We start from the raw sequence: 23,086 nt of genomic DNA, 5'->3' as shown, positions 1-23,086 counted from the left end.
TCGATGTGCATCGGCGGCGGAATGGGCGCGGCCGGACTGTTCGAGGTTGCCTGAGGTGTCGAGCGTGACGGACAAGGCGCGAACCGCCGTCCTCGTGGACTTCGGCGGGGTCATCACCTCCAGCGTGTTGCGGGCTTTCACCGACTTCGGCGCCTCGCTCGGCGGCGACCCGCGCCTGCCGCTGGACCTCCTCGGCCGGGACGAGGCATCACGCACTCTCCTGACCGACCACGAGTGCGGCCGTATCGATGCCGAAGCCTTCGAGCGCGGATTCGCCGAACGGCTCCGTGCGCACGGCGCCGACGTGGTGGCCGAGGGACTCACGGCTCGTATGCAGGCGGCAATGTCGATCGACCAGGACATGCTCGCGCTGCTCGGTGATCTCCGAGCCGCCGGCCGTCCCGTCGCGCTCGTGTCCAATTCCTTTGGTACCGGAACCTACGACGGCGTCGACCTCGCCGCAGTTGCCGATGTGGTCGTCATCTCCGCCGAGGTCGGGATCCGCAAGCCCTCCCGGCGGATCTACGCGATCGCATGTGAACGCCTCGGCGTCGACCCCGAGAAGGCGGTCATGATCGACGATCTGCAGCAGAACCTCGACGGAGCGGCACGGATCGGAATCGGGGGCGTACTGCACACCAGCGCCGCCGACACCCGCCGCCAACTCGCCGAACGCTTCGGGATCACCACCTGACGATCCACCGACCGGGCGCAGTGAGGTCGGTCATCCGGCCACACCGCCCGAGGACTTGATGCCGAAGCCGGACCGAGTCAACCCATCGCAGAGGGCGCGACCCGCACCAACACCTCCTCACATCCCGGAAGGCTCGCCCATGACCAGCGTCTTCGATCCTGTGTGCCGTCACGCGGCCGCCACTCCCGACAACATCGCACTGCGCGGCGCCACGGATCAGTGGACCTACCTTCAGCTGCGTGACGCGAGCATGCGGTACGCGGGCAGCCTGGTCGCCGCAGGCCTGTCCCCGGGGGACCGGGTGCTGCTCGCGGCGCCGTCGGTGCCCGAGTTCGTGGTGGCCTACCTCGGGATCCAGGCCGCGGGCTGTGTCGTGGTGCCGGTCAACACGATGTCCACCCGGGCTGAGGTCGAGTACGTTCTCGGCGACGCCGGATGCTCATTGGCGATCGCATGGCACTCCCTCGGCCCCGCTGTCGCGGAAGCGGCCGCGGCGCTCTCGGTGCCCTCTTGGACGCTGCCCCCGGGCGTGTCGGTCACCGCTGCCCCTGGCGACGTGGTCGACCGGGACCGCGACGACACCGCGGCCATCCTGTACACCTCGGGAACCACCGGGCGGCCGAAGGGGGCCCAACTCACCGTCGGGAACCTGCTGTCCGCCGGGGAGATCGGCGCCGAGTGCAGCCGTGCCTCGAGCGCCGACCGTACCGGCACCGGACTCCCGCTGTTCCACGTGTTCGGCCAGGCATCGGTCATGATGGCGACCTTGACCGTGGGCGGCTCCATGTCGTTGCTGGCCCGATTCGACCCGGCGTCGATGCTGGACATGCTGCGCCGCGACCGGCTCACCATCATGGCCGGCGTGCCGACCATGTGGAACGCGCTGCTGCACGCGGCGGGTGACGCGAACCCGGCGGACTTCGCCGGGCTCCGCGTCGCCGTCTCCGGCGGCGCGTCACTTCCCGGCGAGATCGCCCGGGCCTTCGAAGCCCGCTTCGGCTGCACGATCCTCGAAGGGTATGGGCTCACCGAGACCACCGCGTTCGGCACCTTCAACGACCTCGACCGCGGCGGCAAGACGGGCTACACCGGCAGGGCAGTGCCGCGGATGCAGGTTCAGGTGCGTGACGACGACGGCAACGAGTGCCTGCCGGGCGGCATCGGCGAGGTGCACATCAAGGGACCCACGGTGATGCGCGGTTACTGGAACCGCCCCGCGGACACCACCGCGGCCCTCTCGTCCGACGGCTGGTTGCGGACCGGCGACCTCGGTGAAACCGACACGGACGGGGACCTGCGCATCGTCGACCGTCTCAAGGACCTGATCATCCGCGGCGGTTACAACGTCTACCCCGGCGAGGTCGAGGAGGTTCTCTACGAGCATCCGGACATCGTCGAGGCAGCCGTGATCGGCGTTCCTGACGAGCACTACGGCGAGGAGGTCGCCGCGCTCATCGCGGCCCGGCCCGGCTGCGAGCTCGGTGCCGCCGAGGTGTCGACCTGGGCACGAGAGCGGCTGTCCGCCTACAAGATCCCGCGTATCGTCCGGTTCGTCGACGCGCTGCCCAAGGGCCCGACCGGGAAGATTCTCAAGCGGTCCATCGACCGTACCGCTCTGGCCCGTGACACGCCGACCGCCGACGTTGCCGCCGGCCGCCACTGAGCGTCCCCACCTTTACGGATTGTGAGCATGGTGTCGGATTCAAGTACAGTTTCCGGGATGGACACCACTGCTCCCGAGGAGATCGACGGCGACGAAGCGCCACCCATGGCGCCCCTCTCGCACCTTCGCGAGCCGCCTACGACGAAGCGCGGAGCTCGGACGCGGGCCGCATTGGTGAAAGCCGCACGGAAGGTGTTCGAACGGGACGGCTACCTCGACACCCGCCTGACCGACATCACCAAAGAAGCCCAATGCGCGGCGGGATCCTTCTACACCTACTTCGCCAACAAGGAAGAGGTGCTCGCCGCCGTCCTCCTGGAGGCGCAGGAGGACATGATGCACCCCGGCATGCGCCGGGTGCAGGGCAGCGACGATCCCTATGCGGTACTCGAGGCGAGCAATCGCGCGTACCTCGAGGCGTACAAGCGGAACGCGAAGCTGATGGGCCTGCTGGAGCAGGTCGCCCAAGTGGAGCCGGAATTCCGTGAGTTCAGAAGCCGGCGCGCCGACGCGTTCATCCGCCGCAATGCCCGTGGCATCGCCGACCTGCAGGCGCGGGGTGTCGCAGACCGTGAGGTCGATCCGATGATGGCCTCCCGTGCGCTGTCGGGCATGGTCAGCGTCATGGCCTACAACGCCTTCGTGCTCGGCGAACGGCAAGAAGAAGGGACGCCGGCGGACTTCGAGGAGCTCGTGTCCACGGTCACCCGGCTCTGGGCGAACGCCCTCCGCTTCCCCGACCACCGCTGATCCGGCGGCTGCACCGCCTCCCTCACAGCACCCGGCACCGCCGGGTGCTTCTCTTTTTCTCGCCTCCTTAGCGGGGCCGTTCACATGGTTCTTCTGCGCGCGGCGCCCCGCGTCCCACTATTGAACTTGACGTCGGATTCAACTATACAGTTCAGCAGAGCACGGCCCCACGATCTTTCGGGCATGCCCCGGCCTCGCACGCCCCGCCACCGAGAGGGTTCGCTGTGAACGTTGCACAAAGAGTCGCCGTCGTCACCGGTGGTGGCGCAGGCATCGGCAGTGCGCTGGTCGCACGGCTCGCTCGCGCGGGCGCCCGGGTCGTCGTCGCGGACCTCGACGCGGACGGCGCGCGGGCGGTGTCGGAGGCGGTCAACGCCGACCATCCGGGAAGCACTGTCAGCGCCGGTGCGGACGTGTCGGACACCGAGCAGATCCAGCAGTTGGTCGACCTGGCGGAGAGCGCCTTCGGTCCGGTCGACCTCTACTTCGCGAACGCGGGCATCGCCGGGGCGCTCGGCCTCGACGCGAGCGAGCAGGACTGGGACCACTCGATCGACGTGAACCTACGAGCCCACATCCGTGCGGCAAGGCTGCTGGTACCGCGGTGGCTCGAGCGCGGTGAGGGCTACTTCGTCAGCACCGCCTCGGCGGCCGGACTGCTCACCCAGATCGGCTCCGCCACGTACGCCGTCACCAAGCACGCGGCCGTCGCCTTCGCCGAATGGCTGAGTGTCACCTACGGCGATCGCGGGGTCCGTGTCAGCTGTCTGTGCCCGATGGGGGTGAACACCAAGCTGCTGTCCTCCGGGGAGGACTCCGGGGACGCGCTGGGAAGAGCCGCGACGCGGGCCGTCACCTCCGCCGGTGACGTCCTGGAGCCGGCCGAAGTCGCCGACGCCGTCCTGGCCGCCCTCGAGGACGAGCGCTTCCTCGTCCTGCCGCACGAAGAGGTACTGGAGATGTACCGGCACAAGGGCGCGGACTACGACCGGTGGCTGCGCGGAATGCGCCGGTACCAGAGCTCCCTGCTGGCGCAGGCATGACCGGCGCGCCGGGCGAGCTCGTCCTCGCCGACCACCGAGGGCCGGTGCTGGTTCTCACGTTCAACCGGCCCGCCAAGCTGAACGCCTGGACCGACGAGCTTGAGGACCGCTATTTCGCGCTGCTCGACGCCGCCGAGGACGACCCGGACGTACGGGCCGTCGTGGTCACCGGTGCGGGACGCGGATTCTGCGCCGGAGCCGACCTGCAACGGCTGCAGGCGGTCGGCGAGATCTCCGAGGCGGACCGGGCACGGCGCCGTCCGCGGGACGTTCCGCGGACCCTGCGCAAACCGCTGATAGGAGCGATCAACGGGGTGGCCGCAGGCCTCGGCATGGTGGAGGCGCTCTACTGCGACGTTCGCTTCGGCTCGCCCTCGGCCCGGTTCACCACGGCATTCGCCCAACGCGGGCTGATCGCCGAGTACGGGATCTCCTGGCTGTTGCCCCGGCTGGTGGGGCACAGCCGGGCAGCCGACCTGTTGCTGTCGAGTCGCATGGTGGATGCCGAAGAGGCCTTCCGTGTCGGACTCCTCGACCACCTGGTCCCCACCGGCAGCGTGGTGGATGCCGCTGTCGCGTACGCCGCCGATCTGGCGAGGCGCTGCTCCCCGGCATCCATGGCCACCATCAAGAGCCAACTGAGCAACGACGCGGACGGCACCTACGCCGATTCCGTGACCCGGGCGGAGGGCCTCATGCTCCAGGCCTTCCGCGGGTCCGACGTCGTCGAAGGCGTCGCCAGTCACCTGGACAAGCGCCCGCCCAAATTTCCCTCCCTACCCGTCAGGAGTTCGGATGTCCCTGTTTGAGATGTCGGACCGCGCCAAGAAGTACCGGGCGGATCTGCTCGAGTTCATGGATGCACGCATCTACCCCGCCGAGGCGGTGTACCACGAGCAGATGCGCGCGTCGGGTGACCCGCACTTCCACCCGCCGATCCTCGAGGAACTCAAGGCGGAGGCGCGCGGGCGCGGACTGTGGAACCTGTTCCACCCGCACCCGGAGTGGGGCCCCGGTCTGACGAACCTCGAGTACGCGCCGCTGGCGGAGATCATGGGCCGCAGCCACATCGCCTCCGAGGCGTGCAACTGCAACGCGCCCGACACCGGCAACATGGAGGTGCTCACGCTGTTCGGCAGCGACGAGCACAAGGAGAAGTACCTCAAGCCCCTGCTCGACGGAACGATGGCCTCGGCCTTCGCGATGACCGAGCCGCGTGTCGCCAGCTCCGACGCCACCAACATCGAGCTGCGGATGGAGCGCGACGGCGACGAGTACGTGCTCAACGGCCGCAAGTGGTTCGCCTCGAACGCGATGCACAAGAACTGCAAGGTGCTCATCGTGATGGGCAAGACCGACCCCACGGCGGCCCCACATCGCCAGCAGTCGATGATGGTCGTCCCGATCGATGCCCCCGGGGTCACTGTGGTCCGGAACCTCCCGGTGTTCGGGTACGCGGATCGCGAGGGCCATGCGGAGATCATCTTCGAGGATGTCCGGGTGCCGGCCAAGGACGTGCTCAAGGGCGAGGGTGAGGGTTTCGCGATCAGCCAGGCCCGGCTCGGGCCCGGTCGTATCCACCACTGCATGCGCGCCATCGGCGCGGCCGAGCGGGCGCTGGAACTGATGTGCCGGCGCGCACAGTCACGGGTGACCTTCGGCAGTCCGGTTGCCGAACGGTCCAACATCCAGGACTGGATCGCGGAAGCGCGTATCGACATCGAGATGATCCGCCTGCTCACGCTCAAGGCCGCGTATCTGATGGACACGGTCGGGAACAAGGAAGCGCGCACCGAGATCGCGGCCATCAAGGTCGCCGCCCCCAACATCGCGTTGAAGATCGTCGACCGCGCGATCCAGGTGCACGGGGGAGCGGGAGTGACCGACGACTTCCCCTTGGCGATGATGTACGCGGGTCTGCGGACGTTGCGGCTGGCGGACGGTCCCGACGAGGTTCACAAGCGGGCCATCGCCAAGCAGGAACTGCGGCAGTACCGCGACGCGGCGACGGCGGCGGTGAACTGAGATGGCAGGACTCGATCTCACGGGCCGCACCGCTGTCGTCACCGGGGCCTCGCGCGGCATCGGGCTGGCGATCGCCCAGGCCATCGCCGCGGCCGGCGCAAACGTCGTCCTCACCTCCCGGTCCCAGGAGGCGGCGGACGCCGCCGCTGCCCAGGTCAAGGGCACAGCGGTCGGCGTCGGTGCGCATGCGGTCGACGAAGAGGCGGCCCGGCGCTGTGTGGATCTGACGCTCGAGCGCTTCGGCAGCCTGGACATCCTCGTCAACAACGCGGGGACCAACCCGGCCTTCGGGCCGGTCATCGACCAGGACCACGGAAGGTTCGCGAAGACCTTCGACGTGAACCTGTGGGCGCCCGTCCTGTGGACGGGTCTGGCCACGCGGGCCTGGATGGGGGAGCACGGTGGGGCGGTCGTCAACACCGCGTCGGTGGGCGGCATGGCCTCCGAGGCGAACATCGGGTTGTACAACGCCTCGAAGGCCGCACTGATCCATCTCACCAGGCAACTGGCCCTGGAGCTCTCGCCGAGGGTCCGCGTCAACGCGGTGGCACCGGGTGTGGTGCGCACGAAACTGGCCGAGGCTCTGTGGAAGGAGCACGAGCAGGCGGTGTCCGCCTCGGTGGCGCTTGGCCGCATAGGGGAGCCTGCCGACATCGCCTCCGCGGTCGCCTTCCTCGTCTCGGACGCCGCGAGTTGGATCACCGGCGAGACCATGGTGATCGACGGGGGGCAACTGCTCGGTGACGCGCTCCCGTTCAGGCAAGGAGCCGGCATCGGTGTCTAGCGCGGACATCGTCGGAATCGACGCCGGGGCGGTGGGCCGCTGGTTCGCAGCCCTCGGCGTCGACTTCGCCGGGCCCTTGGCCTTCGAGCGGATCGGGCTGGGCCAGTCGAATCTGACGTATCTCGTACAGGATCAGGACGGCCGCAGATGGGTGCTGCGCCGCCCACCGCTCGGTCGCCTGCTGGCGTCGGCGCACGACGTGGCCCGCGAGGCGCGGATTCTGGGGGCCCTGGAGAGCACCGCCGTCCCGACCCCGCGGGTGCTCGGGCTGACCGATGATCCCGCCGTGACCGATGTCCCGCTGCTGCTCATGGAGTTCGTGGACGGCGAGGTCGTCGACACGATGTCGATCGCGCGGTCGTTGACGCCCGAGCGTCGCCGGGCGATCGGGATGTCGTTGCCGCGGACACTGGCGAAGATCCACGCGGTCGATCTGGAGGCGACCGGGCTGACCGGTCTGGCCAGCCACAAGCCGTACGCGCACCGTCAGCTCAAGCGGTGGTCGGTCCAGTGGGAGAGGTCCAGGACCCGCGAGCTGCCCGCTCTGGAGGACCTCACGCGGCGCCTCGTCGCGGCCGTGCCGGAGCAGCGCGAACTGACGCTCGTGCACGGCGACTTCCATCTGCGCAACGTCATCACCTCCTACGGCAGCGGGGAGGTGACCGGCGTGCTCGACTGGGAGCTGTCGACACTGGGGGACCCGTTGGCGGACATGGGCACCCTGCTGGCCTACTGGCCGGCCAAGAGTGAGAACACCTCGGGCGAGTTCGTCGCGACCGCTCTCGACGGCTTCCCGCCCCGCGAGGAACTCGTGGCGGCCTACTCGGCGGCGTCGGGACGCGACCTGACGGCGCTGGGCTACTGGCACGCGATGGGACTGTGGAAGGTCGCGATCATCGCGGAGGGCGTCATGCGCCGCGCGACGGACGAACCGCGGAACAAGGCCGCGTCCGGGACCCCGACCGCAGATCGGATCGACGCACTGGTGGCGAAGGCCCACGAAGTCGCGGACACGGCAGGTATGTGAACCGATCACCTGCCCACTGGACTTCGGCACTCACGCCGAGTGCACAGCGTAAGGAGTTCGGCTCGCTGGCGAAGTGAGGCGGCGGGGGCGGTCCCGGTCGATGCCCCGATCCTTGGGGGCGGCCTCCGCCCCGCCCTGTCGTCCGAGTGGTGTGCGGGCGAGCGAGTGGAAGGCGCCCCCTGCCGGGCCGAGGCCTCGCGGCCCAGCGGGGTGTCGATCAGGCATGGGCGTGTACAGCCCCGCCACGAAGTCCGGGGATACCTGCAGAGCGGACGGGCATCCGCCAAGCCGCCCGCAGCGCGCGCGTCCGCGTCGTCCGCTACCGGCTGCGCCATTTCGAGGAGCTGACCGGCACCAGCCTCGACGCACGGAACACCTCGGGGTGCTCAGCTGGACCCGGGCGCCACGCGGGCTGGGGAATCCTCCATTGGGTCCGGCAGGGCTGCGCACGGCACATTCCCATAGCGGCTCGTCCTGAGCGGCCACCGTGCCTGCCGTAATCCCGCACGCTCGCCACGCCGCGCCACGCGGCGGACAAGGCCGCGTCCTCCGCCGGGATTCAATAGGCTTACATGGTCAGCAGGTCAACGTGCATTCGGGAACGCCAAGCCACCGCCGCGGACGCCGTCATGCCGGTCACCGGCCGCGGTCAGGACCCGTGGCAGACCATCGGTGACCGAGTACACGGTCATGTCCAGCGGTGGAGAAGCGGATGACGGAGCTCAGCGAAGGCCACGACGATCCGTTCGCCTTGCACCTCGCCGCCTTGGCGGTGCTCGACGACCGGGGAGTCGTCGTCGGATGGAACCGGCGGGCTCAGGAACTGCTCGGCCATCCGGACACAGCCGTGATCGGTCGTACGGCGTTCGAGGTCCTGGTCGATCCTCGTGATCTGCCGGCTGTCACCGAGGCCGCGGCGAACTGCAGGAGAGCCGGCGGGTGGTTCGGCGTGCTCACCTTGCGGCACCGCGACGAGCGGCTCGTGGAGCTGGGGCTCAGGGCCCATGAGGTGTCACGCGACGGCCGGGTCCGCGAGTGGGTCATCGCGGGGGCACCCGCGGTGGACGTCCTGGAATGGCAAAGAGACCGCGCTGTTCTCGACGGGCTGTACCGCCAGTGCCCGATCGGCTTGGTCGTCCACGGCCTCGACCTGAGGATTCTCCGGGTGAACCGGGCCATCGAACGGTTCAGCGGCGTCCCGGCAGCAGACTTCCAGGGGCTGCCCACCGGCCGGATGCTCCTCCCCGACGACGCGCGCAAGGCCGTGGACCGTGTGCGCCAGGTGATGGAGACCGGAAGACCCCTGGTGTACTCCGAGCAGTACGCTCGCCTGGAGCGGGATCCGGCACGCGAGCGGGTCGTGCTGGTGTCGTCCTTCCGGATGGAGGACCCCTCCGGCCGCGTCCTGGGTGTGGCCGAGATGATCGAGGACATCACCGAACGCCATCGCGCCCAGCATCGGCTTGCGCTCCTCGACCAGGTCGGCAGCCGCATCGGAACCACCCTCGACGTGGCCGAGACCGCCCGGGAACTCGCCGAGGTGATGGTGCCCCACCTCGCCGACCACGCGTCGGTGGACCTGCTTCAGCCGGTGACGCGCGGTGAGGAACCGACTCGCGCCTTGGCAGGGCCCATGGTCCGGCTGGGGACCTGCAGCGTCGGTGCCCAGCAACCCGGCCCGCCCCACCCCCATGGCGAGCCCGTGGAGTTCGGGGCCGACACACCGCAGGCAGCATGCCTGGCCGAGGGACGACCCGTCCTGGAGCCGGTTCTCCCGCCCGACTGGTTCTCCGCGGAAGGCCGTCAGGGAGCCCACCCTCCGGACATGGGCGCCCACTCCCTGATCGTGGTGCCCCTTGCCGCGCGTGGCATGGTGCTCGGCGTCATGACCTTGTGGCGTTCGCGCCGCCCCGATGCCTTCGAGGCGGACGATCTCACCCTCGCTCAGGAACTCGCCTCGCGTGCCGCCGTAGCCATCGACAACGCCCGGCGCTTCACCCAGCAGCAGCAGACGGCGTTCACCTTGCAGAGCAGCCTTCTGCCCCGAGCGGTTCCGGACCAATCGGCTGTCGAGGTGGCCCTGCGGTACCTGCCGGCCAGCGCGGCCCCAGGCCTGGGCGGCGACTGGTTCGACGTCATTCCCCTGTCCGGCGCCCGGGTTGCCCTCGTCGTCGGCGACGTGGTGGGACGCGGCATCCATGCCGCCGCCACCATGGGCCGGATGCGCACCGCCGTCCATACGCTCGCCAGCCTCGACCTGGAACCGGACGAAGTCCTCTCCCGCCTTGACGACCTGGTCAACCTGCTGGCGGCCGAACAGGAAGCAGTCGGCGAACGGCCGGTGGGCGAGCAGGTCGTCGGCGCCACGTGCCTGTACGCCGTGTACGACCCGGTCACCGGACGCTGCTCCGTGGCCCGCGCCGGTCATCCGCCGCCGGTGGTGAGCGCTCCGGACGGACAGGTGGCTCTGCTCGACGTGCCCGCCGGCCCACCGCTCGGCCTGGGCGGCCTGCCTTTCGAGACCCGGGACGTCGAACTGGCCGAGGGAAGTCTGCTGTGCCTGTACACCAACGGGATCATCGGTGAACGCCACATCGATGTCGATGTCGGCCTGACGAAGCTGTGTGCAGCGCTCACCCGCCCTGCGGGCACGCTGGAACGGACATGCCAAGCGGTGGTCGACGCGCTCGTGCCCTCACGCCCCAGCGACGACGTCGTATTGCTGATCGCCCGCACCCGCATGCTGCCACCGGACAATGTCGCCTCCTGGCAGCTGCCGCCGGAGCCTGCCAGCGCCGCCCGAGCCAGGGCATTGACCTCGGCCAAGCTCACCGAATGGGGTCTGGAGCACCTGGCGTTCACCACCGAGTTGATCGCCAGCGAACTGGTCACCAACGTCTACCGCTACGCCGGCGGTCCTGCGACCCTGAGGCTGATCCGTGAACGGTGTCTGGTGTGCGAGGTCAGCGACACCAGCCACACCTCACCCCACCTGCGCCGCGCCCGTACGACCGACGAGGGCGGGCGCGGCCTGTTCCTGGTGGCCCAGATGACCGAACGCTGGGGTACCCGCTACACCCGCGAGGGCAAGACCGTGTGGACCGAACAACCGCTGACCGGCACACCCGTCTGACCGTCTCAGGGCGCGGCCGGCGCGGCCGGCGCGGGAGGCCGCCTGGAGGCGGCCCGCCCACGCCGCCGTGGTCATTCGGCCGCGGCGAGCAGCCGTGCCTCGCTCTCCTCGTACAGGCGCCGGTGCTCGCGGCTGTCGGCGGCACGGCGCCGGTGGTCCAGACGGCTGCCCAGCCAGCCCGCCAGGTAGCCGAACGGGATGGAGACCAGTCCGGTGGACTGCATGGGGAAGAGGTCGAAGTCGGCGTCCGGGAAGACGGCGGACGGCGTGCCCGAAACGGCCTTGGAGAAGATCATGAGCAGCAACGCGCAGGCCGCGCCGCCGTAGAGGGTGGCGAGCAGGCCGGTGCGCGTGAACCCTCGCCAGAACAGGGAGTAGGTGAGCGCGGGTGCCACCGCCGATGCTCCTATGCAGATGGCCAGCGTGGTCAACACGCCGACGTCCCAGTTCTGCACCATGGTGGCGAGCACGATGGCAACGGTTCCCACGACCACGCTCGTCCACGCCGCCACCGTCATCTCGGTACGAGGCTCGGCCTGTCCCCGTTTCACCGCATGGGCGAACAGGTCGTGGGCGAGTGACGAGGCCGCGGCCAGGGTCATCCCCGCGACCGACGACAGCAGGGTGATGAACACCATGCCCGCCACGGCCGAGTAGAGGATCGTCGCGCCCGCGGAGTCGGGGGTCCCGCCGAGCACCTGCGACAGCATGAGCACCGACGTTCTGCCATGCGGGTCGGCCGCGGTGATGTACCGCGATCCCACCAGGGCCGCCGCTCCCGTACCCATGATGATCACGAGCAGGCAGAACGTGGTGACCGTGCCGACCGCCCACGACATGGAGCGACGCACAGCAGGCACGTCCTGCGCGGAGTACAGACGCATCGTGATGTGGGGCAGGCAGGCCACACCGAGGACCACGGTGATCTGGAGACTGACGAAGTCCAGCAGGCCAACGGTCGAGGTGCCCAACTGAAGGCCCTGCTGGAGGAAGGCGGGACCCGCGCCGCTGCCGTGCTGGGCGGCCCGGAGGATGTCGCCGGGGTTCCAGTCGAAGCGGCTGAGTACGAGAGCGGCGAGGACGCCGCTGGTGCCGAGCAGGATCACGATCTTGATCATCTGAATGAGCGCTGTGCCCCTCATCCCGCCGATCGCCGCATAGATGATCATCAGAGTGCCGACGATGACGATGCACGCCGTCCTGGCTCCCGCCGCATGCGGGATGTCCAGGATGAAGGTGAGCAGCGACCCGGCTCCGGAGAGCTGGACGACCAGGAAGGGCAGGGTCGCCGAAAGCGTCACCACGCAGGCCGCGATACGCACGGCCCGGCCGGGCATGGTGCGGGCCAGGACGTCGCCCATGGTGAACCTGCCGGCGTTGCGCAGGGGTTCGGCCAGCAGGAACATCAGCAGCACCAGGGACAGGGCGGTGCTGACCGCGAGGACATAGCCGTCGTACCCGGCGAGCGCGATGATGCCGGTGGTGCTCAGCACCGTGGCCGCCGAGATGTAGTCGCCCGCGATCGCCAGGCCGTTCTTGAGCGGGGTGAGCGACAGGTAGCCGGTGTAGAAGTTCGTCAGGTCGTCGCGGTCCGGTCCCGCCATGACGCACATCATCAGCGTGACGGTGACCAGCGTGGTGAACAGAACCAGGACGATGGCCTGCGTCCCGGAGCTGAAGTCGTTCATCTCGCCGCCCCCGCGTTCCGGCCGGCGGGGACCGCCCGCTCTCTGACGGCGCGGGCCAACGGATCCACCGAGCGTTGTGCGCTGCGTCCGTACCAGAAGACCGCCGCGAAGGTGACGACGAGTTGGAGGACGCCCACGGCCATGCCCAGACTCAGCTCTCCGCTGATCCTGGATCCCATCAGTCCGGGCGCGTAGCAGGACAGCACGACGTACACCACGAAAGAGCCGAGCGCGGTGAGCGTGGAGATCCGGCGGAGCAGGCGGTAGGCCGAGCGGAGGGCGGCGAGGCCGGTGTCGTGCCGATGAGTCTCCTGCGCGTCGGGCGCGTCCCAAGGGGCTTGCCGCCCGTACGACTCGTATCGCGGGGCGTCGTGTGCGTACGACTCCGGCCACGGGCTCTGCCCGTACGTCTCGCGTCGAGGGGGCATTCCATGGGGCTCGGGGTGCGGCGGCCATCCCGTAGGTGCAGATGGTGGGTACCGGTTCTCGTCGGCGTATGTCATCGCCTGGCCTTCCACTACGGCTCGGATCCGTGGGGTGAACGGGGAAGAATGGTTCAGGCGGCGCACCATACCGACTGGTTGGAATGCCGGTAAGTCTGCCGTGGGTCACGTTTAGGGGTTGATGTGGTCGCAGGGCGGGCTTTCTCGGGTCTGCCTGGGTGAGGGGGATCAGGTCTCCGGTGCGGCACCCCGGACGCGGTTGCGCTCATCGGCGTGTGATTCATCACAGCAGGTTATGTTGTGCACAATTTAATTGCTGGCTAGATTTTGGGAATCAACGGCACTGTCACAGGGAGGCAGCACCATGGATCCCGTCCGCTATGAGGATTACCGCCCCGCCGAACGTCCCTCCTACCAAGCAGAGTTGGACGCAGTTGTCGCACAGGTGACGCAGCGCACCGGCGCCTCGGTCGAGCGCGAGTCCGTCGGCCGCGCCGTCCGTACCGCCCACGGAAAGACGTACGGCCTCCTCAAGGCCACCGTCACGGTCGGTGACAACCCGGGCTTCCACGGGCAGGGCATCTTCGCCCGGCCCACCGTGTACGACGCCGTCGTCCGCTACTCCAACGGGCTGGGCCACCAGCGCCCCGACCACCAGCTGGGCGCGGCCTGCGGGATGGGCATCAAGCTGTTCGGGGTCCCCGGCCCCTCACTGCTGGCCGACGAACCGGACACCGGTACCTTCGACCTCAACCTGATCAACAACGAGGTCTTCTTCGCGAACACCGCCTACGACTACATGGTCATCGAGGAGTTGTTCGCGGAGCTGCCCGAAGGCCTGGCGAACCCCGCCCGCCGCAAGACCTGGATGGCGGAGTTCCTGACCCGCCGGGGCACCCTCACCGATCCCGACGGCTGGCTGTGGGACGAACTGTTCGCCATGCTCTCGTTCACCACCGTCCCGCGCAGGAACCTGCTGTCGTACACCTACAACAGCATGGGCGCCTTCCGGTACGGCGACCACATCGCCAAGATCCGCACCGTGCCCACGGCCGAGTCCCTGGCCGCCCTCACCCACCAGATCGTGGACGTGCGCGCGGACAACGAGGCGTTCCGCCGCACGCTGGTTGCGGAGGCCGCGGAGCGTGACCATTCCTTCGAGCTCCAGGTGCAGCTCAACACCGATCTGGCTCGTATGCCGGTGGACAACACCTCCGTGAAGTGGCCCGAAGAGTTGTCCCCCTGGGTGACCGTCGCCCGTGTGGACCTCCCGCGTCAGGACATCGGCGATGAGGACAACGTGGCGGCCGCCGACACCACGTCCATCACACCGTGGCGCTCCCGAGAGGAGCACCGGCCCATCGGCGAGATCCAGCGGGTGCGGCAGGAGGTGTACCGACGCTCGTCCATCGAGCGGCACCGCATCAACGGACAACAGCGGCGCGAGCCGGTCAGCAGCGCGCAACTGCTCGGCTGAGCCGGCCAACGGGGGGAGAGGCGCTGCTGGTGGTGGAGGCCTCGCTGATGAGGTGGCCGTCGAGGATCAGTCGTAGCAGTAGCCGAGCGGGCCTCCGCGGTGAGCGACCATTGGACCAGGCGCCCATCGACATCGGTCAACCAAAGGGCGAGAGGAAGCAGGGCTTCCAGCACCGAACAATCTGGTTGGTGCCGAGGTGTGCTCCCGGTGGTCAGCGGGATCCAGTCGGCACCAACTGCGCTGCCCACGCACCCTCAGAGCTCGCCCTAGCCCTGTTCGGGGACGGCCATCTCGCCCAGCAGCGACCAGTCGTCCTGCGCAACGTTCGCATTCACGATGCGGGGTGTCTCGGTCAGATGGGGCGGCAACGTCTGCTGCGCGGCCCTGAAGTGCGCCGACTGGACGTGAGCAGCGCCTGCCTCGTCATCGCGGAAGGCCTCGACCAGGACGTACTCCGTAGGGTCCGTCACGCTTCTCGACCAGTCGAACCAGAGGCAGCCGGGCTCCCGGCGCGTGGCTTCGGTGAAGTCGGCGGTGATGTCCGGCCACCGGTCGGCATGCTCCGGACGGACTCGGAACTTCGCGGTGATGAAGATCATCGGCCTTCCTGTCTCCTTGGACGTACGTCGTCTCGGTTGCGGTCCTGTTCGCTGGGAATGAGTCGACAACTGCTCGCTCGGCGGACCGGCGTCGCTGGTACTCCATTGCCGCCCCGCTCGAACCGCACTGCCGGGCCTACCGGACGGATCCGTGGTGAGAAGATCGTACGGCGTCAATCGCGCAGGGGCAGTTCACCCGCGCCAGGTGGCGGTCGGCGCGTCGGGTGGCCGCGGGTGGCGGCTGTCAGGTGAGGTGCCGTGAGAAGAACCTGAGCGTGCTGTCCAGCTCGAATACCGGGACGTCCGCGTGCTTGCCGGGGTTGGCGTGCAGTGTTTTCTCGGCCGAGGCCAAGGCGTCGAACAGAGCCAGGCTCTGGTCACGCGGCACGCGCTCGTCGTCCCACTGCACCAGGAGTTCGATGGGGACGGTGATGCGCGCGGCGTCGTCGGCCGAGGCCGCGGCCCCGCCAAGGCCCAACACTGCGGCGCGGACCCGGGGTTCGGCGGCAACGAACGGAACGCCGAGTCCGCAGCCCAGTGATACTCCCCAGTAGCCCACGGGGCCGGCGCCGACGTGATCGAGCTTCTGGACCGCGTCCAGTACGCCCTGCCATTCCGGGACGGTCTGGCGGGCTACGAGTGCGTGGAATTCGGCGATCAGTGGCGCCGGTTCTGCCCCGGCCTCCACGCGTGCTTGGTTCTCGGTCGCGATGCGGTGGTATTCCTCGTCCAGCGGCCGATCGCCATGACCAGGCACGTCAACCGCTACCACGGCGAAAGCGGACTCGGTCACGAAACGGCGTGCAAGGTCCAGGATGTCGGGGGCCTTCTTGTGCTGACCGCCGCCGTGTCCCATCACGATGAGGGGACGAGTACCGGCAGCACCTTCCGGAGTCCACAGCACGCCGGGAATCTCATTGAGGAAAAAGAGCTGTTCGCAAACGCCGTCGGAGGACGTCTCAGAGGTGAAGCGCATAGCGTTTCAGGCCTTTCGGGATGCCGTCTGCGGGCACTCCCTAGGCCATGCGGGGGAGGGAGGCCCGACGTGTCATAGCGTTGATCGGTCTCACCTCCTCAGTTCGCAGCGGCGCACAGCGGCACTGAAGGTATCACGAGGGACTTCGGCTGTGTCCGGTCGTCGAAGCCCTCGGCAGTCTCCTTGCGCCGTAATCCGCACCGGAGTTGGCACGGACACTACGATCGGGGAGTGACGATCAAGTACGAGTGGCGGGGCGACTTCGGCAATGCAGCCCTTAATGCGCTGCACGCTGACGGCTTCGGCCACCTGGTCGCGCGGACTGACTGGCGAGCACGACTCGAGCGCCACAGCCTCGGCTGGGTCTGCGCGTGGGAAGACGGCTCTCTGATCGGCTTCGTCAACGTTGTCTGGGACGGGGGAGTTCATGCTTTCGTCCTGGACACGGTGGTCGCCCGGCATTGCCAGGGAAGGGGAGTTGGTGCAGCGCTTGTCGCAACGGCAGCCGATGAAGCGCGTGCCGCGCAGTGCGAATGGCTTCACGTCGACTTCGAAAAGCACCTGCGCCCGTTCTATTTCGATGCCTGTGGCTTCAGCGAAACGACAGCCGGTCTGATTGCTCTGTAACACCGTGGGCCAAGCTCCTGGGCGGGGACGCAAACGGCCAGGGGTCGGGTGTCGTTGTGTGTGACTGCGGGCGTCGTCGGCCGACAGTCCGGGCTGTCCGGAGCGATTGTCAAGACCTGTGGATGGGAGCCGCGCCGACCCAGCGGTGGTAGGCGTCCACGTCGACGTTGCTGCCGCACAAGATGGTGACGACGTGTCGGCCGGCGAAGCGGTCACGGTCCTCGAGGATTGCCGCGATGCCGAGCGCGGCCGACGGTTCGACGACGAGGCCGGCGTGGTCGAGGAGCATCCGCATGCCGGCGATGATCGACGCCTCCTGGACCAGGACGGCGTCGTCAGCGACCAGGAGGAGGTCGTTCAGGACGGCCGGGATGGGACGCCGCCCGGCGACGCCGTCGGCGATGGTGTTGGTCGAGCCGGTGGTGACGACACGCCGCCTGCGGAACGAGAGTGTCAGCGCCGGTGCGCCCAGCGGCTGGACGCAGATCACCTCGACCGCGGGTGCCAGTGCCTTCACGACATGACCCACGCCGGTGGCCAGCGCCCCGCCGCCGAGAGCAATCAGGACGGTGTCGAACGACGGCACGGTGTCCACCAGTTCCAAGCCGATGGTCGCCGCGCCCTCGCAGGTCTCGATGTCCAGGCTGTCTTCGACCAGTCGGATGCCGTCGTGCCGTGCGATGGCCGCCGCCCGCTCGCGAGCCATCTCGTGGTCGCCGTCCACCAGCTCCAACCCGGCGTCCAATGCACGGATGCGATCAAGCTTGGCCCGAGTCGCGAAGCGGGATGCCACGACCGTGACGTCCAGCCCCCGGCCGCGACCGGACCACGCGAGGGCTTGGCCAAGGTTGCCCGCGCTCGCGCACACCACGGCTCGCTCGGCACTGTCGGCCAGCAGGCTCGCGACTACCTCGGTGCCGCGGGCCTTGAAGCTGCGGACCGGGTTCGGCGTTTCGAGCTTGATGCTCACCGTGCACCCGAGGCCGGGTTCCAGCGCCTCGCAGCGGTACAGCGGAGTGTCGAGAAAGACCGGATCGATGACCCGGCGAGCCGCCCGGATCCGAGCAGTGTCGAGACGCGTCTCCAGCACGACACAGCAGCGTAGCGCCACCGGCGTCGGCTATATGAGCAACTGTCGGTAGTTGCAGGCCGGTTGAGGCGTGTCACCCTGCGAGGGGTTCCTCGAGACGTTCGACGAGGTGACCGTTCCCGAAGCGGGCGCCGGCCCGCTGTCAGAGGCTGGCGAGCAGGCCACCGAGCGGGGCGGGCACGCGGTCGGGGTCGAGGGCCTCGACGAGGACGCGGCCGTAGTGGATCTTGCGCCCCTTCTTCGTGCCGAGGAAGCGTCGCAACTGCTGCTGTGCGGTGCGTCCTTGCTGTGCGGGCTGGGACCGGAAGGTCCGCAGGGCGCGCAGGTCGCCCTCCGCTCGCACGAGGTCCTCCACCTGGCCCGTGCCCAGGGCGCGGATGAGTTCGTCCTCCAGGTCCGCCGCGCAGACGAAGAACGTCGGCTGTGTGGCACCGGCCTGCTCCAAGGCACGGGTGTAGTAGCGCCGTTCTCTTTCGTCGCAGAGCCCCGTGAGGCGCAGGCCCAGGCCGGGTGGACCGAGGAGACGGGCGTAGCGCCCGACGTTCATAGCGCCCCCCATGGTCAGGACGCAGATTCCCTCCGCCTCAAGGTCCCGGCCGCGTCGCTCGGCCAGCGCGTTGACTGCCGCCACGTCGCTCGGCCCTTCGAGCAGGACGGCCGCCCGCACGGGCAGCCGCGTGGCCAGTTCGCGTGCGCGGTCGTCGGGGCCGCCGGCCGCCCACGCGGTGACCGCCTCCCGGAACGCCCCCATGTCAACCATGAGACGAGTCTCCGCCCGTTCCCGATCCCGACGCCAGGGAATTTCCTCCGCGGAATCCGTCTTCCCGCCCCGGCCTGCCCGCTCTACCCGCGCGCGCTGAACCGGGCTTGCCACAGGTCGCGCAGGAGGGCGATCTCGGCCGTGTGGTGGATGAATTCGAGGTTGGCGCCCCACAGCACATCGAGGTACGACTCGTCGGGGTTGGAGCCGTACGGGTACTGGGAGAAGCCGACGGTGTCGAGTTGTGCGTCGGTCACGGTGCCGACACTGTCGCGCCAGCGGTCGATCAGTGCCCAGAACCGCTCGAGTGCCAAGGTGGCGCTGGGGGTGAAGTCGACCAGCAGTTTCGGCTCGTGCCGCCGTTCACCGAAGGTCCACTCCCATTCGCCCGCGAAGCCGTAGTGCAGGTGTCCCAGCCGCCAAGCGATCGTCGTCACCGGGGTCACTTCGGGCTCCGGCGGGCCGGTGTGGTTGAGGATTTCCTCGACCTGCTCGACGCTCACACTCCAGTCGTCGGCGATCTTGGCAACCGACATGCCGCCGGCTGCCTGCCGGGCTACCTCGGCGTACTCGCCCGCCGGGATGTAGGGGGCGCCTTGGTCGAGCACCCAGTCGCCCGGGCCGAACGCCCTGGGCGTCACTGCCTCGCCCCGGCGCCGGATCGACCAGCAATCGGGTACCGGCTCCCACAGATACTCCTCGTCGCTGAGCCCTGTCAGTCGCACCTGCGCCCTCTCCCTTGCGCAGTCGAACTGCTCGAGCAGCAAACTCAGACGGTCGGCCCGCACCCGCTCAGTCTCCATGCCCGGCTCCCCTCGCGGTCACCCACCTTGGTCTGCTGAGCCGGAGGCTAGCGGCCAACTCCCCCCGGTACCACAGATTTTGGAGGGGGTGCGGTCCGCACACAGCATCACCTGCGCCAGGGCTTGTCCGCTCGTTCCCGCCGGCCAGTAACGGGCGTTGTGGCCGTCGGCGGATCCACGCCAGGGCGACGGGATCCTGCACCGGCTGCGGGCCGGGGTGAAAGCCGAGCTGCTCGCGCGCGGCGTTGAGCCTGGCACGCCGACGGAGAGAGCTGGTCTCGCCGAGTGGCCCAGGCCGGACCTACAGGCGGAAGAGGCGTCCGAGCGCGTCGGACAGCGCGGACACCGTCCCCTCAGTGGTCAGCGGTGACAGCCGGGCGCTCAGATAGCCGTCCGGGGGGATGAGAAGGGCCGTCGGCCCCTCGACGCCGTAGAGCCGCTCGAACTGCGCCGCACCGTCTTGGAAGACGGGCAGGTGCCGGCCATCGGCGTCGGTCTGTCCCCCGCCGGCTTGGGCCGTGGCCTGGGTCCGGGTGACGACGTACGCGGTCACGTTGTCGCGTGCCAGCCGGTGGAAGGTTGCGGCGGCCTCGCGGCACCCGGCGAGTGCCTCGGTCGAGTCGGCGTAGAGCACCAGGACAGCCGGATGATCCCGTGTCGCCGTTGCCGGGCACCGCACTCTCGTCTGCCACCTGGGCACTGCTCCGGTAGGCGACGAGCAACTGGGCCTCGCGCAGCATCGCGTCGTCATATCGTCCGGAGCGGCCCGGACGCCCTCGGTGGCATGCCTGACCGTGCGTCCCACCACCTCCTCGCCGTCGGGACGACGCTCGGCGTCATAGCTGTCGAGCAGCCGCGGATGGGCGCAGCCCTCCAGCGCGATCGCCGGCTTCCAGGCGAGGTTGTTAGGCGTCCTGGATGCCGGTGTTCATGCCCTGGGCCCCGGTCGGCGGGTGGACGTGGGCGGCGTCCCCGGCGACGAAGATCCGGCCGACGGAGTACCGGTCGACAAGGCGATGGCTGGGACGGAAGACCGACGACCAGCGCATGGCGGACGCGGTGGTGGGCTGCGGGGAGATCCGGTCGAGGACCGCCTGGATGTGCCCGATCCGGCGCGCGCCCACCCTCCAGCCCGTGGGCCACCGAGTCCCGCGAGGCCCCCTCGCCATTGGCCGAGAGCTCAGGGGGCACCAGCATCGACATGCGATACCGGCGATCTTCGGGCAGCGGGATACAGACCAGGAGATCGTCGACGCGGCCGTCCCGGTGGTGGTGCATGGCGGGCGAACCGATCGGCCGAAGCGGATCACTGGTACCCCGCAGCCTGCCCAGCCCGACACCGCCCCGGCCCCCGCAATGACCGGTGCAAGAGGCCACTTGGACAGGGAAAACGCAACTTCGACATGGCCCGCAGAGGCAGCTACCTTCACCTGGTCTTCGGCGATTGCCCACGGTCGCACAGGAGTTCCTTCAGGCTGAGCCACCCGCGACGGGATGAGTTGGTCACGCCCCACGAATCCTCGCCCCCCATGTCCAAGCCACCGAACCAGGTCCACACCAGGCACCCCCAACAAGGGAGATACGCATGCCCCATCTTGCGCTGTACACATTCGGCGTCCTGAAGTCACCTCTCGCCGATCCCGCACCTCTCATGCGCGAGTTCTACGACAGGGGTGAGGCCGTCTACCGGAAGATCGGCCAGCACCCCGGATACCTCGCGCGTGCTGAAGCGGCAGACGGTGACCGGGGCATGCTCTTCGAGGCGGACTGGGGTGCATGGGGAGAGTTCGCCGTACCGACCTGGTACGGCAAGGGCCGTACTGTGGAAACCACCGCCCTGGCCGCGACCCTCTCACTCTGGACCGACCTGCGCCCCGCCGTCGACGCCGTCTACACCGGTCTGCACCGTGAGGCGCTCAACAGGCGTTACGACTGGTTCGAGAGGACAGGACACCCGAATTACGTGTGCTGGTGGGTCTCCGACGGCGTGATACCCACCTGGCAGGACGGGGTTTCCAGGCTGGAACACCTCCACGACCACGGCTCCGCGCCGCACGCCTTCACCTTCCACCACTCGTTCGCCCCGGACGGAAAGGCTTCGCCGGCACCCCCGAAGACGCCCTCGACTGCGCATGCGGCCTCTACCTCACCGACCCCAGCGTCTGACCCCGCACCACACACAACACAGGCTCCACAGTCAGCCCCCGAAGGATTTACGGAGCCGACCACTTAGCTTCCCGCAGTAACGGCGCCCCACCGCAACCGAGTTGGCCGTCAGCGCATCCAGGTTCGGGTGCCGAACGAGGCGCACGCCCGTGAGGCCACGAGGGCGGCGGCGTGCAGCGCTTGGACGAAGCCCTGTGCGGTCAGCTGCCGCTGGGCGGCGAGGTGATAGGTGAGGGCTCCATGCAGGATGTCTCCGGCGCCGAGTGTGTCCGCCACCGCCACGGCGGGCACCTCGACTGTCCCGCTGCCGCCGGGGCCTGCCCAGACGATGGGCTGTTCTCCTCGGGTGATGGCCGTCCAGGTCACCCCGTGCTGTTGGAGAAAGCGCAGGGTGTCGGAGGGGGTCCGGGTGTCGGGCGGGTGGAAGTCGGCGGAGCAGACCGCGACGTCGATATCCGGCAGCAGGTTCTGTGTGCCCGGCTTCCAGCTGCCGGCGTCGAGGACGGTGAGGCGGCCGACGGCACGTGCGGCGAGGGCGGTGGCCGTGGCCAGTTCCATGTGGTGGCCGTCGAGCTGGACGATGTCGCAGGCTGCCACCAGCGCGCCGAGATCGTCGGGAGGGGCGAGCCGGTGTCCGGTGGCGTTGGTCGAGGCGACGGCGCGTTGTCCGCTGGAGGCGGTGACCATGATGGAGGAGACAGCGGGCGGGTCGGCCGAGTGGGGCGCCAGGTCCGACACGGTCACGCCAGCCCGGTCCAGGTCGGCCGTGACCGCGAGTGTCAGCGGGTGGGAGCCGATGGCCGTGAGCAGTCTGGCCGCGCCGCCCAGGTGGGCGAAGGTCACGGCCGCGTTCGCCGCCGGGCCGCCTGCGGCCACGGTCTGCTCGCGGGCTGTGAGTTTTTCGTCGGGAGCCGGGACGTGATCGACGAGCTGGATGACATCCAGCGTGCACAGGCCGACGAACAGCCCTTCAGGTCGTCTGGTCGTTCGTGTCTCCATTCAGGTGCACCTCCCGTCGGCCCGGCGCCGGCACGCGCCCGGCACCCTGGTCTCCCCGCGCTCGACCCCGCCCGGGGCGGCGGCGCGGATCCGCTGACCAGAGATCACCGCGGCCGGTTCCTGCAACCCTGCCCCGTGCTGCCGTGGTCCACCCTTTTTGCCCGCGCGCGGGTCCATCGGAGCAGGAGGGTGTAGCGGGTCAGGGCCTGCTGCCCGCCGGGCGATCCGAGTGCGGACCAGGGAGGGCATTGCGTCCAGGATTTCGCGCCGGTCCTCCTTAGACCGTGTCCTATGTGGTGAGGCGGACGAGGCGCTTGTAGCAGCACAGGGCAGCGGCGA

22 protein-coding genes and 1 pseudogene are annotated in these 23,086 nt (G+C 69.0%); 13 read left to right on the top strand and 10 right to left on the bottom strand.

Features of this window, described 5'->3' with window-relative positions:
• From ABD932_RS28560 to ABD932_RS28515, 10 genes are all read left to right on the top strand, one after another.
• Positions 1-54: hypothetical protein (locus tag ABD932_RS28560; RefSeq protein ID WP_345017072.1), on the top strand; the 54-nt coding region annotated here is incomplete at its 5' end.
• A gap of 10 nt (positions 55-64) precedes the next feature.
• Entirely contained in the window at positions 65-694 is a 630-nt protein-coding gene (locus ABD932_RS28555) for an HAD family hydrolase (protein WP_345016780.1), read from the top strand.
• A gap of 139 nt (positions 695-833) precedes the next feature.
• A complete protein-coding gene (locus tag ABD932_RS28550; protein ID WP_345016777.1) occupies positions 834-2,357 on the top strand; it encodes a class I adenylate-forming enzyme family protein in 1,524 nt (507 codons plus the stop codon).
• Positions 2,358-2,414: 57 nt separating this feature from the next.
• Entirely contained in the window at positions 2,415-3,107 is a 693-nt protein-coding gene (locus ABD932_RS28545) for a TetR/AcrR family transcriptional regulator (RefSeq protein ID WP_345016775.1), read from the top strand.
• Positions 3,108-3,331: 224 nt separating this feature from the next.
• Positions 3,332-4,150, top strand: a complete 819-nt coding sequence (locus ABD932_RS28540) for an SDR family oxidoreductase (RefSeq protein ID WP_345016773.1) — start codon at positions 3,332-3,334, stop codon at positions 4,148-4,150.
• A complete protein-coding gene (locus tag ABD932_RS28535) occupies positions 4,147-4,959 on the top strand; it encodes an enoyl-CoA hydratase-related protein (protein ID WP_345016771.1) in 813 nt (270 codons plus the stop codon). Before ABD932_RS28540 ends, ABD932_RS28535 begins: the two co-directional genes overlap by 4 nt.
• Complete coding sequence (locus ABD932_RS28530; protein ID WP_345016769.1) at positions 4,946-6,175, top strand: acyl-CoA dehydrogenase family protein; 1,230 nt, start codon at positions 4,946-4,948, stop codon at positions 6,173-6,175. The genes ABD932_RS28535 and ABD932_RS28530 overlap by 14 nt, the downstream gene beginning before the upstream one ends.
• Before the next feature lies 1 nt (position 6,176).
• A complete protein-coding gene (locus ABD932_RS28525; RefSeq protein WP_345016767.1) occupies positions 6,177-6,959 on the top strand; it encodes an SDR family oxidoreductase in 783 nt (260 codons plus the stop codon).
• A complete protein-coding gene (locus tag ABD932_RS28520) occupies positions 6,952-7,986 on the top strand; it encodes a phosphotransferase family protein (protein WP_345016765.1) in 1,035 nt (344 codons plus the stop codon). The genes ABD932_RS28525 and ABD932_RS28520 overlap by 8 nt, the downstream gene beginning before the upstream one ends.
• A 712-nt stretch (positions 7,987-8,698) precedes the next feature.
• Positions 8,699-11,119, top strand: coding sequence for a SpoIIE family protein phosphatase (locus ABD932_RS28515; RefSeq protein WP_345016762.1), 2,421 nt, complete (start codon positions 8,699-8,701; stop codon positions 11,117-11,119).
• A gap of 71 nt (positions 11,120-11,190) precedes the next feature.
• On the opposite strand, the gene ABD932_RS28510 is transcribed toward ABD932_RS28515, so the two are convergent.
• Positions 11,191-12,807, bottom strand: a complete 1,617-nt coding sequence (locus tag ABD932_RS28510; protein WP_345016760.1) for a sodium/solute symporter — start codon at positions 12,805-12,807, stop codon at positions 11,191-11,193.
• A complete protein-coding gene (locus ABD932_RS28505) occupies positions 12,804-13,235 on the bottom strand; it encodes a DUF485 domain-containing protein (RefSeq protein WP_345016758.1) in 432 nt (143 codons plus the stop codon). The genes ABD932_RS28510 and ABD932_RS28505 overlap by 4 nt, the downstream gene beginning before the upstream one ends.
• Before the next feature lie 439 nt (positions 13,236-13,674).
• Here ABD932_RS28505 and ABD932_RS28500 point away from each other — a divergent pair, with 439 nt between their 5' ends.
• Entirely contained in the window at positions 13,675-14,727 is a 1,053-nt protein-coding gene (locus tag ABD932_RS28500; protein WP_345016756.1) for a catalase family protein, read from the top strand.
• 266 nt (positions 14,728-14,993) lie between these two features.
• Here ABD932_RS28500 and ABD932_RS28495 read toward each other — a convergent pair whose 3' ends face one another.
• Both ABD932_RS28495 and ABD932_RS28490 read right to left on the bottom strand, forming a co-directional pair.
• Entirely contained in the window at positions 14,994-15,326 is a 333-nt protein-coding gene (locus ABD932_RS28495) for a putative quinol monooxygenase (protein ID WP_345016754.1), read from the bottom strand.
• 244 nt (positions 15,327-15,570) lie between these two features.
• A complete protein-coding gene (locus ABD932_RS28490) occupies positions 15,571-16,302 on the bottom strand; it encodes a dienelactone hydrolase family protein (RefSeq protein ID WP_345016752.1) in 732 nt (243 codons plus the stop codon).
• A gap of 231 nt (positions 16,303-16,533) precedes the next feature.
• Between ABD932_RS28490 and ABD932_RS28485 the strand changes: the two genes are divergently transcribed.
• On the top strand, positions 16,534-16,929 hold the full coding sequence (locus ABD932_RS28485; protein WP_345016750.1) for a GNAT family N-acetyltransferase: 396 nt from the start codon (positions 16,534-16,536) through the stop codon (positions 16,927-16,929).
• 109 nt (positions 16,930-17,038) lie between these two features.
• Here ABD932_RS28485 and ABD932_RS28480 read toward each other — a convergent pair whose 3' ends face one another.
• The 5 genes and pseudogenes from ABD932_RS28480 to ABD932_RS28460 form a co-directional block, all read right to left on the bottom strand.
• The gene (locus ABD932_RS28480; RefSeq protein WP_345016748.1) at positions 17,039-18,019 is read right to left on the bottom strand and encodes a threonine ammonia-lyase; all 981 of its coding nucleotides are present in this window, start codon (positions 18,017-18,019) and stop codon (positions 17,039-17,041) included.
• Between the two features lie 142 nt (positions 18,020-18,161).
• Positions 18,162-18,779 (bottom strand): TOPRIM nucleotidyl transferase/hydrolase domain-containing protein, encoded by a 618-nt coding sequence (locus ABD932_RS28475; protein WP_345016746.1) that lies wholly within the window; start codon positions 18,777-18,779, stop codon positions 18,162-18,164.
• An 83-nt stretch (positions 18,780-18,862) separates the two neighbouring features.
• Positions 18,863-19,582 (bottom strand): DinB family protein, encoded by a 720-nt coding sequence (locus ABD932_RS28470; protein WP_345016744.1) that lies wholly within the window; start codon positions 19,580-19,582, stop codon positions 18,863-18,865.
• Positions 19,583-19,883: 301 nt separating this feature from the next.
• Positions 19,884-20,216 (bottom strand): hypothetical protein, encoded by a 333-nt coding sequence (locus ABD932_RS28465; RefSeq protein WP_345017099.1) that lies wholly within the window; start codon positions 20,214-20,216, stop codon positions 19,884-19,886.
• A 34-nt stretch (positions 20,217-20,250) separates the two neighbouring features.
• Positions 20,251-20,872 (bottom strand): annotated as a pseudogene (locus ABD932_RS28460) (FAD-dependent monooxygenase); the annotation flags it as partial.
• Between the two features lie 295 nt (positions 20,873-21,167).
• Between ABD932_RS28460 and ABD932_RS28455 the strand changes: the two are divergent.
• On the top strand, positions 21,168-21,815 hold the full coding sequence (locus tag ABD932_RS28455; protein WP_345016741.1) for a DUF3291 domain-containing protein: 648 nt from the start codon (positions 21,168-21,170) through the stop codon (positions 21,813-21,815).
• Between the two features lie 41 nt (positions 21,816-21,856).
• Here the strand turns inward: ABD932_RS28455 and ABD932_RS28450 are convergent, their stop codons facing one another.
• Complete coding sequence (locus ABD932_RS28450; RefSeq protein ID WP_345016737.1) at positions 21,857-22,747, bottom strand: PfkB family carbohydrate kinase; 891 nt, start codon at positions 22,745-22,747, stop codon at positions 21,857-21,859.
• Positions 22,748-23,086 lie beyond the last annotated feature (339 nt).

This window comes from Streptomyces shaanxiensis (assembly GCF_039537145.1).
Taxonomy (GTDB): domain Bacteria; phylum Actinomycetota; class Actinomycetes; order Streptomycetales; family Streptomycetaceae; genus Streptomyces; species Streptomyces shaanxiensis.
The sequence above is the reverse complement of the archived record's forward strand: the minus strand, read 5'-3'. Positions and strand labels throughout refer to the sequence as shown.

Bases quoted from the DNA above. Each gene is read 5' to 3' on its own strand.
- ABD932_RS28510 (WP_345016760.1), bottom strand. From the start codon at position 12,807: ATGAACGACTTCAGCTCCGGGACGCAGGCCATCGTCCTGGTTCTGTTC.
- ABD932_RS28530 (WP_345016769.1), top strand. From the start codon at position 4,946: ATGTCCCTGTTTGAGATGTCGGACCGCGCCAAGAAGTACCGGGCGGAT.
- ABD932_RS28515 (WP_345016762.1), top strand. From the start codon at position 8,699: ATGACGGAGCTCAGCGAAGGCCACGACGATCCGTTCGCCTTGCACCTC.
- ABD932_RS28545 (WP_345016775.1), top strand. From the start codon at position 2,415: ATGGACACCACTGCTCCCGAGGAGATCGACGGCGACGAAGCGCCACCC.
- ABD932_RS28550 (WP_345016777.1), top strand. From the start codon at position 834: ATGACCAGCGTCTTCGATCCTGTGTGCCGTCACGCGGCCGCCACTCCC.
- ABD932_RS28490 (WP_345016752.1), bottom strand. From the start codon at position 16,302: ATGCGCTTCACCTCTGAGACGTCCTCCGACGGCGTTTGCGAACAGCTC.
- ABD932_RS28505 (WP_345016758.1), bottom strand. From the start codon at position 13,235: ATGCCCCCTCGACGCGAGACGTACGGGCAGAGCCCGTGGCCGGAGTCG.
- ABD932_RS28495 (WP_345016754.1), bottom strand. From the start codon at position 15,326: ATGATCTTCATCACCGCGAAGTTCCGAGTCCGTCCGGAGCATGCCGAC.
- ABD932_RS28450 (WP_345016737.1), bottom strand. From the start codon at position 22,747: ATGGAGACACGAACGACCAGACGACCTGAAGGGCTGTTCGTCGGCCTG.
- ABD932_RS28455 (WP_345016741.1), top strand. From the start codon at position 21,168: ATGCCCCATCTTGCGCTGTACACATTCGGCGTCCTGAAGTCACCTCTC.
- ABD932_RS28535 (WP_345016771.1), top strand. From the start codon at position 4,147: ATGACCGGCGCGCCGGGCGAGCTCGTCCTCGCCGACCACCGAGGGCCG.
- ABD932_RS28470 (WP_345016744.1), bottom strand. From the start codon at position 19,582: ATGGAGACTGAGCGGGTGCGGGCCGACCGTCTGAGTTTGCTGCTCGAG.
- ABD932_RS28475 (WP_345016746.1), bottom strand. From the start codon at position 18,779: ATGGTTGACATGGGGGCGTTCCGGGAGGCGGTCACCGCGTGGGCGGCC.
- ABD932_RS28525 (WP_345016767.1), top strand. From the start codon at position 6,177: ATGGCAGGACTCGATCTCACGGGCCGCACCGCTGTCGTCACCGGGGCC.